We start from the raw sequence: 14,738 nt of genomic DNA on the forward strand, positions 1-14,738 counted from the left end.
AAAGGCGGCGCTCGTCGCCGCTCTACTTGCTGTTAATATTGAACAGGAATCACCAATCCAGGTATAATGGGTTAAGGAATGAAAAATCTATAAAACTAACGGTTTTAGGTTCCTCTCTATCTGATAGTTTATCAACAGGACATTTTTTAATGAAATTAGAAATTAGAAACTTAGGTGTTGTTGAAAAAGCAGAAATTGATTTAAAGCCTTTAACTGTTTTTATTGGTCGTAATGGTGAAGGGAAAACATGGGCTGCATACACTTTATCAGCGATCCTCGGACAGCAGGGATACAGAAATTACTTGAAAGATTATCTTGAGAGTAAAACCCAACAGACATATCCAATCATAGATAGCGCACTTCAGCAACTTTTTGATGAAGGTAATGCACAAATTGATATGATTAAATTTGCTAATGACTGTGCCGAAATTTATATTAATGATGTGGCTCGTTTGGCTCCAAACTGGATGCGCTCTTTTATGGCTACAGAACGAGCAGATTTTGAAAATCTGCAAGTAGATTTTAAGTTGGAAGAAACAAAATTAGAGTTTCTGGAAAGGATAAAATCTGTTTCTGTCCAGAGAGAAATTTCTTTGGGCTTACTAAATTCTGTAAAAGAATCAGGCGAAACAATATTATACTTTTATTCAGGAGGAGGCAAAGATTTGAATAAGCTCCCCAGAAAAGCGATTAAGCGATTCGTAATTCAGGAAATTTTTCTGATGCTCCACAGAGCATTTTATGCTTACATACATATATTCCCTACTGAAAGGACTACTTTTATAACTTTTCCATTTAGCTCTTTTAGAGTCAGAGAAATTAGAGGCGAAGAACCTTTAAAAGAAACAGATAAATCCGAATTTGAACCAAGAAAAACGTCTTTGGTTGAACCAGTAAAGCGTTTGTTGGACATGATTATATTGAGTTCTATAAAAAAAGAAGACAGAGAAAAGGAAATAAAAGAAAATTCTTTTTTAAAGCAATATGTGAAGTTAGCTGATTTTTTGGAAAAAGAGATTTTACAAGGAGAGGTGGGCTTTGAAACAACATCCGAATTGCGAAAAGAACTACTTTTTCAACCGAAAGAAAGTACCAAGTTGGAGATGCCTATTGTTTCTTCAATGGTAAAAGAATTAGCTCCATTAGTTCTCTGTTTGCGCTATTTAGTTGAACCAAATGAGTTACTGATAATTGATGAGCCAGAAATGAATTTACATCCAGCGGCTCAAGTAGAGATAGCTGAATTTTTGGCAATGTTAGTCAATGCTGGATTGCACGTCTTAATTACAACCCACAGTCCCTACATTGTTGACCATCTTGCTAATCTCATGCAAGCAGCTAAGCATGAAGATCCAGATAGCATTAAAGAAATGTTTTATTTAGAGCGAACAGATGCTTTTATTTCTCAAGAAAAAGTTTCAGTCTATTTGTTTGAGGATGGAACAGCCAAAAACATTATCAGTGAAGAAGGTACAATAAATTGGGAAACTTTTGGTCGAGTGTCTGATGATGTTTCTCGCATTTATGCTAATTTACTGAAAATTCAAGATTGAGAGACAGTTAATGCCTTTTGAAAATTTGCTTTTATCCTCCTGTTTACTTCCAGGTCAAACCTATTTGAAGGAAAGTAAAGCTTCAGTAAAAGTAGAACCCCTACCGGGCGAAACAATACTTTTTTTTAACATAGATGACCAATCAAATCCTGGTTGTAAGCTGCGTCAATTTTTATGGGGAATAGAAAAAGGTCAAAAAATGTGCGACCTGATGGTTTTTTACGCTAAAGAGAGCGAGCGCGTTATCTGTTTTGTAGAATTAAAAGATAATATAGGTGATTTAGGTCATGCCACAGAGCAAGTAATTAATACATACAATACTTTCAAGCGACATCTGAAAAAAAGTTATACGGCGAAAGCATTTATTTATGCGTGTGCCGGTTCTTCACCCTACGAACATGAGGAATATCAGAGAAAGTTATTAAAGGAGTTTGGGAAAAATAATTTTGATTTTAATAACAGAAGTAATGATGCTTTAGGTGATTTATTGCGGGGAATCCCACCTAAAACAGGTGGAGGGAAGCGGAAAAATAAAAAGTAGAAAAAATCTGTCAATTAAGGCTATTCAATAAGATGTTTTTGAAGCGCCAGACCTAGGTTATCTCTTTCCTTGCACCTCTGGGGTGAAAACTCCCCAAATCAAAAAACAAGGCGACCCAACCAGGTCGCCTTATTGATTATCATAAAAAATGCGATTTGTCAACAGCAAACCGCTACTTTTTTTTCCGTTTAGCCTTATCTAACCGTCTGCGATCGCGCCACTCCACAGAAGTCAAATAAGCGACCCCGCCAGTCACCGTCACCAGCAGTACAAAGGCCACTAAAACTAGAATATTAGCAATCGAAAATTCCACAACCCCTCTTCCTCTGATTTTACATTTTCTACTTTCGATTTTAGATGAAAAATGTTAACAATTAACAGTTGAATGTTGACGGCTAACTGTTAATTGTTAACACTCGATTCAAACTGCTGGCAAATCTTCCAAAATTGTAAACCTCACATGATTAATTGCCAGACTCCCCACGGAAACATCCTCCTTGTTCAAAGGGAGACCGCCGCTCGTGAGACTTTGAAACCGAATTCCCTTGCCAATTTCAACGTGATACCAAGCCAAACCCATAAAAAATCGCAAAGGATAAGGGCCTCTGTCTTGAATATCATCAGGATTAGATTCCATCGGCACCCAGCCAAAACCCGGAATGTAAAACTCCAGCCAAACGTGATTGAAATCTGGCTCCAGCGACACCCCTTTTCTGTCAGCAAAAGCCGGACACTTGTAGCGCCCGATCGTGCGGCAAGCAATCCCGTTTAACCTAGCCAAAGCCAACAACAAGCCCACGTACTCGCCACAAGAACCGATGCCCCGGCGTAATACAAGATCGGGAGTGTCAATGTGAGGCCTAATTCCGTAAGAAAGTTGGTCGTAAACAAAATTGCGAATGCTCAGTAACTGCCTCAGAATATTAGTTTCTGAGCCAATGGCAGCCACAGCAGCCGATCGCACAATCTCCGTATCCATCGCCAAATTGTCATTATCCACCAAATACTTAGCAGCAAACTCCGGGGACAGCTTCGGAATCTTTTCGACATCCCGAGGCGACAACTGATACTTAATCGATCGAACTTCTAACAATGCCTTCCAGCCAAAAATTCGGCGTTCCCCAGGGTGCAGGCGATCGAACTTAAACACCGCCACCCGTTCCCCTTCCTGAATTTCCTCAGTAAAAGGCATTCCGATCGGTGTAACACTCCTTACCTTTTGTCGGTGAGTTTCCGAAGGCAAAGCAATCCGCCACTCCAAATTTTCGATTTCTACCTCATCGAGAGGAGACAGTTCCTCCACATAAGACATTTCCATCAAAAAACCGTTTGACAGAGCGTAGCGCTCGGCTTCATTGTAGTGAAAATATAAAGGCTGAATAAAAGTGCGATCGCGCTTCGTCAACTGAAAAGGATCTTCCGAATTCGGGTCATCCCGGATGTAAAGTTCATCCCCGGCATAAGCCACGTACAGAACCTCCTCTCCGGTTTCGGAATCCTTGTGAAAAGCCAAACCAGAAGGCGACTCAAAGGGAGTCAAAACGCTAAATTTAATCTCCCCAGTTGCCCGTTCCAAACAGTAAACAGTTTGCTCAGTCTTGTCGCAAACCCAAATTTCCTCATCCCGGACTGTGATATTTTCTACGCCAATACCGGGAGCGTAAAACCGAGTAATTTCCCGACCAGTTTTCAGGTCAAAAACCAGAATCGAGTTTAATCTCTGGCAAGTCACATAAAGCGTAGATTTCCACACAGCAATCCCGTCAGCAGGATAAGAAAGTGAAACAAAATGTTCCGGTTTGAGTTCAGTTATCGCCCCGTCCCGAACTGCGCCCCGACAGCAACAAATATCCTCATCCCGCGCAAACCAGAGAGTATCTTCCCAAATAGCCAGCCCGGTTGCGCCCGCAAACTTAGCCGTTTGATAAGGATTTAAAACAGTAGTGTTGTCAGTTTCTCGATCGATCTCCAATAGCAGCCCTTCGGCGCGATCGACAGCGAACAACCTATTTCCTAAAAAAGCAATGCCGTGCAGTGCCAAGACTCCGATGGGTCTGACCATCCGCAGCCCCGAAGGCTGTTTGTCCGAGAGAACAGGTGAATCGAGATTCATGCTAAATTTCTTGCCGGTATTGTACAGAAAACCTGATTTGTAACTTGTAGCCGATCGCTTGAGGTTAACCAGCAAAATTGCCGAGTTTCCTGATATTCAGGATTGACGCATCAACCGGGTGTTTTTACGAAAAGACACGCTGTATCCTCTTGCTAGAGTTAAAAGAGCCCCAATATGAGTCTTTGTCAAAGTTAGGTTTAACAAGCTCAACCCAACCTGCTGCCGTGAATGGAAGTAAGTATAACTACTAAGCTACCACTGACAAAGGCGACACAGAATTCTATGTTGAGCACAGCGACCAAAATAATCGTATCTGCCTAAAGATATAAATTAAGTACAACAGATTACTATATCCATCAAAACCTTGGATACAATAAAACCGTGCGATAAAGTTCCTAGGTTCATCAAAAGGCAGGTTCGTCATGGCTTTGAAGTCTGCTCTAAATATCGGTGCTTTTTCATTAATTCTGTCTTTAGAGGCAGTTGCCGCCGGTAGTTTCTTAATACCAGCAGAGGCTCTCAACAGCCCCGCAAACATTGTCAAGCGCCCCTCACCACGGCAGCTACCCCTCAACTGGCAAACAGTTCAACCCCCTGAAACCAGCGGAAGCAGACCGAACATTCAGCCAACGGGTTCCACGTGGAATAGCTTTCAACCGCCACAGGACGGAGTACCCGGAAGGCGGGAAGGGGGAGGAACCCGCGGCTTAGAATGCCCCACTGCCACAACTGCCTTAACTGCCTTGATTCCCCAATCAACTATGGGGCAAACCATATCAGCAAAGCCAACATTTTTCTACTACCTTCCCGTAGCCCTCGACAAAACAGTTCAGTTTGAGTTAGCAGACGAAAGAGACAAAACACTATACAAAAAAAGTTTTCGCATGGTAACTAGCCGTGCAGGTGTAGTTAGCGTCAGCCTCGGCCCCGACGACAACTCGCCAGCGCTGGAAGTTGGCAAAAACTATCAATGGTACTTTACTATCAAATGCAACCCAAAAAATACAAGAGATGATGTTCTCGTTTCCGGGTGGATCAACCGCACCGCACTCGCCCCAACCGTGCAAACAGAATTGGATCGATCGCCCGATCGTCGCGCCAAGCTCAGTATCTTCGCCCAACAACGTCTCTGGTACGAGTACCTGGCAACTCTCGCTCAATTGCGTATGGAGTCTCCCAGCGATGCCAGTTTAGCGCTCAAGTGGTTAGAAGTGTTGAACTCAGTCGAACTCGGCAAAATCGCCCAAGAACCCTTAGTCGCAAGTGAGTTAACACCCATAACAAAAAAATAATTTGACATTAGTTTCACAAAAGAATGCAACGGGAGCATCTCATATTTGTAAAAACACTTCTTCTGGCTCCTTCCTTCTTCCTCTTTTCTCCTGGCTCCTGACTCCTGACTCCTAACTCCAATTTTGGGCTTGGCTGCTTTCATTGAGATGCTCCCAATGCAACCCTAGGCCCTGGCCCCAAACCGTGATAACCATAAGTCAGTCGATTTTAGATTTTAGATTTTAGATTTTAGATTTTAGATTTACTTGCTGCATTGAATCTGGCAGGAGGAACAGGAGTCTAAAATTTTAGGCTCTACACTGATGAGCGTTCGGGGCACGGTATCCGTTTTTGGGCGAGTCATTGCCAAATCTCAAATCTCAAATGGTATGACTTTTGCACGGCATACAAAAAACTCGGTTTCGAGCGGGGTGTTTGGCAGCGCCACAGATGATTTTTGGCTGTTCGGGGTTTTTTGATCGATCGTCCTAAATAAATTAAAATTTGTGTACCGATCGGCAGTTCGGACTTCTGGCATCTTGAAAGGCGGACTGTGGAAATTTTGATGGTCAAATTTCGCCTAATACTAAATGATAAACTGGCATAGTCAAGCAGCCGACAAACTTATTTTAGAGAAATTATTAATTATGCGCCCGAATGCAAATATTGCAATATTTCGGTTGGCGATTTCACTTCTGACTGGACTCCCCATCGCTTGCTTTTATGCCAATAAAGCTATATCCCAAACCGACGATATTTCTCAGTTGCCCGTCGCCGCTGACAACTCAGCAGATACGGGCAATCAAGTATTAGCACTGCAAAAACTGGAAATCAAGCAAAATGAAGCTGCAACAAACTTAAATCAACTCCCCGATTCGATCGAGACCAACCCTGAACCAGAAACACAATCGAACCGCGCCGAGAACAGCCAAGATGCCTGTTCCACAATCGATGAAACTGCTTGTGGTGCGGGCATCTTGCCCGAACAAAAAAATCTGGTTGACAATGAGCCCAAATGTCAGAACCAGCTAGATTGCAATCATCTTTTAGCCCAGAACCAACCCTCGCTGCCTCCAAACCTGCCACCGCCGCCGACTCAGCCAGATCCAAATCGCGATCGATTCCTGCAACCGGCCCCGCAGCCTTCCCCAGAACCTCCCCAAGTACCACCCACAGTAGCGCCGCCGTCCCCGTCGCCAGTTCCCCCAACGCTGCCGAATACAGCAATTGAGGTGCAGAAAATTCAAGTAGTTGGCAGCACAATTTTAAGCCAAGACGAAATTAATGCCTTAGTCAACCCGTTAGAGGGCCGTTCTGCCACCCTAGAACAGCTCAAACAAATCGCCGACAAAATTACCGAAATTTACCTCAATCGTGGCTACATCACTTCTAGAGCAGTCTTGCCGCCCCAAACTATCACCGCAGGGGTAGTCCAAATTCAAGTGATCGAAGGCAAGCTGGCCCGAATTGAGGTAGAAGGAACTAAAAGATTGCATCCGAGTTACATCCGCAGCCGGATTCGACTCGGTGCCGGAATGCCTTTAAGCACAGCTTCCTTAGAAGACCAACTCCGGCTGCTGCGAGTCGATCCTTTATTTGACAATGTAGAAGCCAGTCTGCGGGCTGGGGATAATGAAGGCGAGAGCATTCTGATCGTCCGAGTCTCGGAAGCTAATCCGTTTCAACCTACTTTCAGCATTGACAATTACTCGCCTCCCAGTGTCGGTTCCGAAAGATTGGGAGTTAGTTTGCGGCACCGCAATATAACAGGAAATGGCGACGAACTGGCAGGGGCTTATTATCGATCGCTCGGCGATTCAGACGTGTTTGATTTCAGCTATCGCGTGCCGCTAAATGCGATGAACGGCACTTTGCAATTGAGGGCGGCGCCGAATCGCAACAGTATCGTACAACCACCTTTTAACCGTGCTGACATTTCGGGAAAATCGCATTTATTTGAAATTAGTTACCGCCAGCCGTTGCGGAGAACGCCGATCGAAGAATTTGCCTTATCTGCCGGTTTTACTTATCAGACAGGTAGAACTTTTGTCGCTGGCGAACCGGTTCCTTTTGGCATCGGCCCGGACTCCAATGGTGTGACTACTACGAGTGCAATTAAGCTGGGACAGGACTACATTCGCCGCGACCCGCAGGGTGCTTGGGCCGTGCGATCGCAATTTACGATCGGCACTAGCTTGTTGGATGCTACTCAAAACGAAGGTTCCGATCCCGACGGACAATTTTTGAGTTGGCTGGGTCAAGTGCAGCGAGTACAGCGATTGAATGACAAACATTTATTAATTTTGCAGGCAGACTTACAGTTGTCAGCTAATAGTTTGTTGCCTTCGCAGCAATTTGTAATTGGCGGCGGGCAATCTTTGCGCGGCTACCGCCAAAATGTCCGTTCTGGGGATAACGGCTTCCGAGTGTCGATCGAGGATCGGATTACTTTGCAGCGCGATGCTTCGGGAAATCCCAAACTACAATTAGCTCCATTTTTGGATGCAGGTACGGTATGGAACGTTGCGAACAATCCTAATACATTAACCAATCAGACATTTTTAGCAGGTGTGGGTTTGGGGGTAATCTGGGAACCGATACAGCGGGTGAACTTGCGGGTAGATTACGCTTTTCCTTTGGTGAGAATTAGCGATAAAGGCGACAATTTGCAAGATAACGGCATTTACTTCAACATAATTTATACACCCTAAAGGGACTTACTGATATCTGGCAGCATTGTCAGCAACAGGCAAGATGCCTGTTCCACAAAATATAAATTTTCTTGTGGAACACGCATCTTGCCTGTTCCTAAAAGGCTAATTGAGAATGGTGCAACATATGAGGATTTAGGCACTCGCGGTGTCCTGACTGGGGGTAATATGAATTCCCACGCTACCGGAGTTGGTATTACACCCAGATAGCAGTTTCTTGAGAAAAATCAGCTCGCTTTACAAACCACATTCAGCGCGTCACAAAATAATAACATCGACGAGCCAACGCCCCGCCGCCGATTCAAGTTACATCTCTTAACGTCTTTGCCTCACCCTTGACGCAGCCAATGACAGACAAAGATTATAAAAAATGATAGAGTTTGTCCTTAACATAAATATTTTTTTCTGACAACTAACCCCCAGCCAATCTTACTTTTAATGACCTCGGTAAACCATGAGCCAACGCTAAGCAGATTTGCCTATCCAAAAAACTATAGCTTTTGGCTTTTAGGGATTCGATAGAGACAGGTTTAGTTGACCCCCCTCTCCCAATTCTTAACTCTCCCAAAAAACAATTATGCTGCCAGATAAATACCGAAAAGTGCATCGCTGTCTCCCTCTGGTGATGGGAGTTGTATTCGCTACTACCTACAGCATCCCCATCAGCGGCCAACCCAGGGTTCCCACGCCATCCCAATCACCGACAACGGAAAAACCCAACCCATCAGGAACGCAGCAACCCGTGCAAGCATTTGGCGGGCAAATCGCCATGTTTGTGGGGCATGAGGAGAAGGTAACCAGTGCCGTATTTAGCCCCGATGGTCGGCAAATTCTTACCGCTAGTGCCGATCAAACCGCCCGCTTGTGGGATACCAAAGGCAATCTCCTAGTTATGTTCCAGGGAGATAAAGCGGGAAGTAGCTCGGGAGGCATCCCAGGAACCAGATTCAGTACAGCCATATTTAGTCCTGATGGCAGCCAAATTCTCACTACTACTGAGTATGGAGTCCGCTTATGGGATATCAAAGGCAATCTCCTCAAAGAGTTCCGGGGGGATCAGGAGCGGGGTGAAGTTATAAGTGCCGTGTTTAGTCCCGATGGTTCTAAAATCCTAACCAGTAGTAACTTTGGGAATGAAACCGTCAGGTTGTGGGATATCAAAGGCAATCTTCTCAAAGAATTCCAGGGGCATAAAGCAAGAATTAGCGCACCAGTCCGCCCAAAAGCTGTATTTAGCCCTAATGGTCGCCAAATCTTTACTGTCGGTTCGGATGGAACTGCCCGCTTATGGGATATCAAAGGCAATCTTCTCAAAGAATTCCAGGGGCATAAGGATCGTGTCGCCAATGCAGTCTTTAGTCCCGATGGACGGCAAATCCTCACCGCTAGTCTAGATAAAACTGCCCGCTTGTGGGATACCAACGGTAATCTCCTAACCGAGTTCCAGGGGCATGAAAATCATGTCCAAAATGCAATATTTAGCCCCGATGGTCGGCAAATCCTAACCTATAGTAGGCAAGTCCGAGTTTGGGATACCAAAGGCAATCTCCTCGCTGTGTTCGGGCAGCATGGAGATTCCCACTGGAGTTCTGTCTCGATTGCAACAGGATTTAGCCCGGATGGTCGCCAAATCCTTACCAGTAGTATGGATGGAACTGCTCAAATTTGGGATACCAAAGGCAATCTGTTGGCAAAATTGCGGGGGCATAAGGATCTCGTCTGGGGAGTATTTAGTCCCGATGGCCGGCAAATCATCACATTAGGTTGGGATAAAATCGCCCGCCTGTGGGATGTGTCAGCCGCAATTGCTGCCGAATCCGAGCAAATAGCTGTCAAGGAAAGCCTTCAGGAAGGCGTGTCCAAAAATAACGCTCAACTGGCAATATTCCGAGGGCACAATAGTGATGTCCTCAGTGCCGTATTTAGTCCCGATACCAGGCAAATCCTCACCGCTAGTCAGGATAAAAAAGCCCGTCTGTGGGATCTCAAAGGCAATCTCCTAACCGAGTTCCAGGGGCAGGAGGGGCTCAGCCGCGCAATATTTAGCCCCGATGGTCGTCAAATCCTCACCATTAGTTTTGGTAGTGTTGATGCGAATGATAGCACTACCCGTTTGTGGGATACCCAAGGCAATCTCCTGGCTCAGTTGCGGGGGAGTGGCTCTTTAGGAATCTACAGTGCAAAATTTAGCCCCGATGGTCGCCAAATTCTCACCGCTGGTGGTAATGGTGGTGGTGATGATACCGCCCGCCTGTGGGATCTTAAAGGTAATCTCCTAGCTGAGTTGCAACCACCTGAGAAAGTATGGGGGGGAATAGCCACAAATGCGGTATTTAGTCCTGATGGCAGGCAAATCCTTACTGCTAGTAACGATAAAACAGCCCGCCTGTGGGATCTCAAAGGCAATCTATTGGTAGAGTTTCGGGGACATGAGGATGGGGTCAGAAGTGTAGTATTTAGCCCGGATGGTCGCCAGATCCTCACCGCTAGCAATGATGAAACCGCCCGCCTGTGGGATCTCAAAGGCAATCTCCTGGCTGTGTTCCGGGGGCATAGAGAGAGACTCACAACAGCCGTATTTAGCCCGGATGGGAGTCAAATCCTCACGGTTAGTTTAGATAAAACCGCCCGTCTGTGGGATACCAAAGGCAATCTCTTGACAGAGTTTCGGGAAGATGAAAGATATCTCCACAGTGCAGTTTTTAGTCCCGATGGCAGCCAAATTCTCACAGCCAGTATTGAAGCTGCAAATGGAATCGACCCAATCGCCCGAATCTGGGATACCAAAGGCAATCTCCTGGCTGCGTTGCGAGGGCATGAAAGAGGTATCACAAGTGCCGTATTTAGCCCCGATGGTAGTCAAATCCTCACCGCTAGTTCTGATGGCACCGCCCGTCTGTGGGATGTATCAGTAGCAATTGCTGCCCAAGCCCAGCAAATGGCAGCGCTGCAAACTTTTCGGGAAAGCGTATCTAAAAATAGCGCTCAACTAGCAGAGTTACGGGACGATAAGTATGGAGTCCAGCGTGCAGTCTTTAGCCCGGATAGTCGCCAAATCCTCACCACCACCGAGCAAACCGTCTGCCTGTGGAATAATTCTGGCAATCTCTTAGCACAGTTACCAGGGCGCAAGCATTATGTTTTAAGTGCAGTATTTAGCCCCGATAGTCGCCAAATCCTCACGACTGGTTATGATGAAATTGCCCGCCTGTGGGATCTCAAAGGCAACCTTCTGCAACAGTTCCAGGGACACAAATATTCTGTTAGAAGTGCAGTATTTAGCCCGGATGGTCGCCATATCCTCACCGCTAGTATAGATAAAACCGCGCGCCTGTGGGATACCAAAGGTAATCTCTTGGCTATATTCCAAGGACATGAGAATGATGTCAACAGTGCAGTCTTTAGTCCCGATGGTAGTCAAATCCTCACCGCCAGTTTAGACAAAACCGCCCGTCTGTGGGATACCAAAGGCAATCTCCTGGCTGTGTTCCGAGGGCATGAGACGAGTGTCGAAAGTGCAATCTTTACCCTAGATGGTCGCCAAATTCTCACTCTAGGCAGTGATTTCCACGGAAATGCCCGCCTGTGGGATACAAAAGGCAATCTCAAAGCAGAGTTTCGGGGGCAGAAGGATGTAGATAAAGGTTCCAGTCACGATGAAAGTGCAGTATTTAGCCCCGATGGCAATCAAATCCTGATCACCAGTAACGATAGACTTTCCCGCCTGTGGGATATTTCTGGCAATCTCCTAGCAGTATTGCGAGATCATGACAGTTCTGTCAACAGCGCCGTATTTAGTCCCGATGGCCGGCAAATCCTCACCACCAGTGAGGATCAAACCGCCCGTCTGTGGGATGTAAAAGGCAATCTTCTAGCGATATTTCGAGGACATGAGGATGGGGTCAACCATGCAGAATTTAGCCCCGATGGGCGGCAAATCCTCACGGCTAGTCAGGATAGAACTGCCCGTGTCTGGGATATTGCTACGGGCATCAAAGTTTCTGCGGCTGAAGTCGCCTTTATCAAAGGAACTCAACTTTCTAGCCAAGGTAGTGTCGAATCTAGACAACTCGCACTTCAAAAGTTAGAAGAAGCCCTTGCAGGCTATCGTGCAGAGCAAAACTCTGCCCAAGCCACACGCACTCTCCTTTCAATGGGTAAAATTTACGCCCATTTCGGACAATTTCAATCTGCCCTCGACTCCTACAATCAAGCATTACCCTTATCGCAACAATCCGGTGCCAAAGCCGAAGAAGCCGCCATTATCAACAGTTTTGGTCAACTCTATATCGATTTAGCTGACCCGACAAGCGCCCTGGATTACTATAACCAAGCATTACCCTTATTCTATCAATTAAATGACCAAGCGACAGTCGCCAACACCCTCAACAACATTGGTGATATTCACGCTGCTACAGGAAACTGGAAAAATGCCCTAGACTCCTACAACAAAGCCCTGGTAATCTCCAGACCCGCAGGTAATTTAGCAGCAGAAGCTACTGCCTTAACTGGCATTGGTAGCAAATATATCGCTTCAAAAGAATGGTCAACGGCCTTGAATGCCTACAACCAAGCCCTGAGCATCTCCCGATACCTAAACGACAAAGTAAAAGAAACCACAATCCTCAACCAAATGGGGAAAATACAAGCTGCTTTAGGTCAGAATTCTACCGCACTTGAAAACTATAACCAAGCTTTATCTCTATCCCAACAACTCGGTTACAAAACAGAAGAAGCGCACATCCTCTACAATCAAGCCATCTTAAACCGCCAACAAAATAACCTCGCCGCCGCCCAAACACCCATCGAAACCGCCATTAATATTATTGAAAACCTCCGCACTCAAATCGCTAGCCAAGAACTGCGCCAGTCTTACTTTGCCCGCAACCAAGATTATTACCAGTTTTACATCGATTTGTTGATGCAACTGCACCAGAAAAATCCAGATAAAGGTTACGACGCACAAGCCTTTCATGCTAGCGAACGTGCCCGTGCCCGCAGTCTGCTTGAACTCCTCAGCGAAGCCAGTGCAAATATTCGCCAAGGAGTTGACCCGCAACTGCTAGCACAAGAACAAAATTTGCAACAACAACTCAGTGATTTTCAGACTCGCAAATACCAAATTGTCAGCGCTCAATCCACCCCAGAAGCTGTGGATGAAATTCAACAAAAAATCGACACACTTCTCAATGAACTCGCTCAAATAGAAGCTAAAGTTCGCGCCAGCAGTCCTCGTTACGCTGCTCTCAAATATCCCGAACCTCTCAACCGGCAACAAATTCAACAACAGGTAATCGATGACAATACGCTACTTTTAGAATATTCTTTGGGTGAGGAGCGCAGTTATTTGTGGGCGGTGACGAAAACTTCTTTCACCAGTTACGAACTTCCTTCTCGCACCGAGATTGAAGCTACGGCTAAGAATTTCCGCGATACTTTAACCAAAGCCACCACGAGAACATCTCCTCAAATGGTTGCCGAATCTGCTGCACTTATAAGCCAAATGATCGTCGCTCCAGTTGCTTCTGAGTTGGGCAACAAGCGCTTGCTAATTGTTGCGGATGGAGCCTTGCAATACATCCCTTTTGGCGCTCTTACTCTGGAAAAATCTGAAGCGCCGCTAATAGTTAAGCATGAAATTGTTAATCTGCCTTCTGCCTCAACTCTGGCTATTCTGCGGCGGGATATGGCGACTCGTCAACCGGCTCCAAAGACGATCGCCTTGTTTGCAGATCCAGTTTTTAGCACTGACGATGAACGGCTCAAAGGCACGAGTACATCGCCCGTAACGAACAATCAAACTGTTGAAAATCTGCCCCTGGAAGCGCAACAATTACAGAGATCAGCATCGGAGGCCGAAATTTATTGGACTCGCTTACCTTTCACGCGAACTGAAGCTGAGCAAATTCTGGCTTTGGTTCCCGATGATTTGGAAAAACAAGCATTTGACTTTACTGCTAATCGTACCACGGCCACCAATCCCGATTTATCTCAATATCGCATTGTTCATTTCGCTACGCACGGATTTGCTAATAGCAAACATCCAGAATTATCGGGATTGGTACTTTCTTTGGTTGATGAGAAAGGCTCTTTACAAAATGGCTACTTGCGACTGAATGATATTTTCAATCTCAATTTACCGGCCGAATTGGTGGTGCTGAGCGCGTGTCAGACGGGTTTGGGAAAAGAAATTAAAGGAGAAGGGTTGGTGGGTTTGACGAGGGGATTTATGTATGCGGGGGCACCGCGTGTGGTGGTTTCTCTGTGGAATGTTGACGATCAAGTAACTTCTGAGCTGATGACACGATTTTACAAAAAAATGCTCCAAGATAAATTGGCGCCTGCTGCGGCACTGCGATCGGCGCAAATCGAAATGCTACAGGTTTCAGAATGGCAATCTCCTTATTATTGGGCTGCTTTTGGGCTGCAAGGAGAATGGAATTGAGCCCGCCACTGACATCGCCAGAAGGGGAAAAAGTGGGGGAGTCCGATATGAAGAAAATATTTCCTTCTTGCCTGTTCCCTCTTGCTTGTTCCCTCTTCCTTCC

Annotated in this window: 7 protein-coding genes; 5 read left to right on the top strand and 2 right to left on the bottom strand. The window is 45.7% G+C overall.

Annotated elements, in window-relative coordinates:
• The first annotated feature begins 149 nt into the window (after positions 1–149).
• Both QUB77_RS11870 and QUB77_RS11875 read left to right on the top strand, forming a co-directional pair.
• Positions 150–1,553, top strand: coding sequence for an AAA family ATPase (locus QUB77_RS11870; RefSeq protein WP_333170416.1), 1,404 nt, complete (start codon positions 150–152; stop codon positions 1,551–1,553).
• A 10-nt stretch (positions 1,554–1,563) separates the two neighbouring features.
• Complete coding sequence (locus QUB77_RS11875; protein WP_333170415.1) at positions 1,564–2,094, top strand: hypothetical protein; 531 nt, start codon at positions 1,564–1,566, stop codon at positions 2,092–2,094.
• Between the two features lie 172 nt (positions 2,095–2,266).
• Here the strand turns inward: QUB77_RS11875 and QUB77_RS11880 are convergent, their stop codons facing one another.
• Positions 2,267–2,407: a hypothetical protein gene (locus QUB77_RS11880; protein ID WP_190660773.1), complete on the bottom strand. Its 141-nt coding sequence runs from the start codon at positions 2,405–2,407 to the stop codon at positions 2,267–2,269.
• 108 nt (positions 2,408–2,515) lie between these two features.
• Positions 2,516–4,207: a transglutaminase domain-containing protein gene (locus tag QUB77_RS11885; protein ID WP_333170414.1), complete on the bottom strand. Its 1,692-nt coding sequence runs from the start codon at positions 4,205–4,207 to the stop codon at positions 2,516–2,518.
• Positions 4,208–4,629: 422 nt separating this feature from the next.
• Here QUB77_RS11885 and QUB77_RS11890 point away from each other — a divergent pair, with 422 nt between their 5' ends.
• The 3 genes from QUB77_RS11890 to QUB77_RS11900 all read left to right on the top strand — a co-directional run bounded on the left by QUB77_RS11890 (position 4,630) and on the right by QUB77_RS11900 (position 14,635).
• Complete coding sequence (locus QUB77_RS11890) at positions 4,630–5,499, top strand: DUF928 domain-containing protein (protein ID WP_333170413.1); 870 nt, start codon at positions 4,630–4,632, stop codon at positions 5,497–5,499.
• Positions 5,500–6,069: 570 nt separating this feature from the next.
• Positions 6,070–8,190, top strand: coding sequence for a ShlB/FhaC/HecB family hemolysin secretion/activation protein (locus QUB77_RS11895; RefSeq protein WP_333170412.1), 2,121 nt, complete (start codon positions 6,070–6,072; stop codon positions 8,188–8,190).
• 577 nt (positions 8,191–8,767) lie between these two features.
• On the top strand, positions 8,768–14,635 hold the full coding sequence (locus tag QUB77_RS11900) for a CHAT domain-containing protein (protein ID WP_333170411.1): 5,868 nt from the start codon (positions 8,768–8,770) through the stop codon (positions 14,633–14,635).
• Positions 14,636–14,738 lie beyond the last annotated feature (103 nt).

Source organism: Microcoleus sp. AT9b-C3 (genome assembly GCF_036705485.1).
Taxonomy (GTDB): Bacteria; Cyanobacteriota; Cyanobacteriia; order Cyanobacteriales; family Microcoleaceae; genus Microcoleus.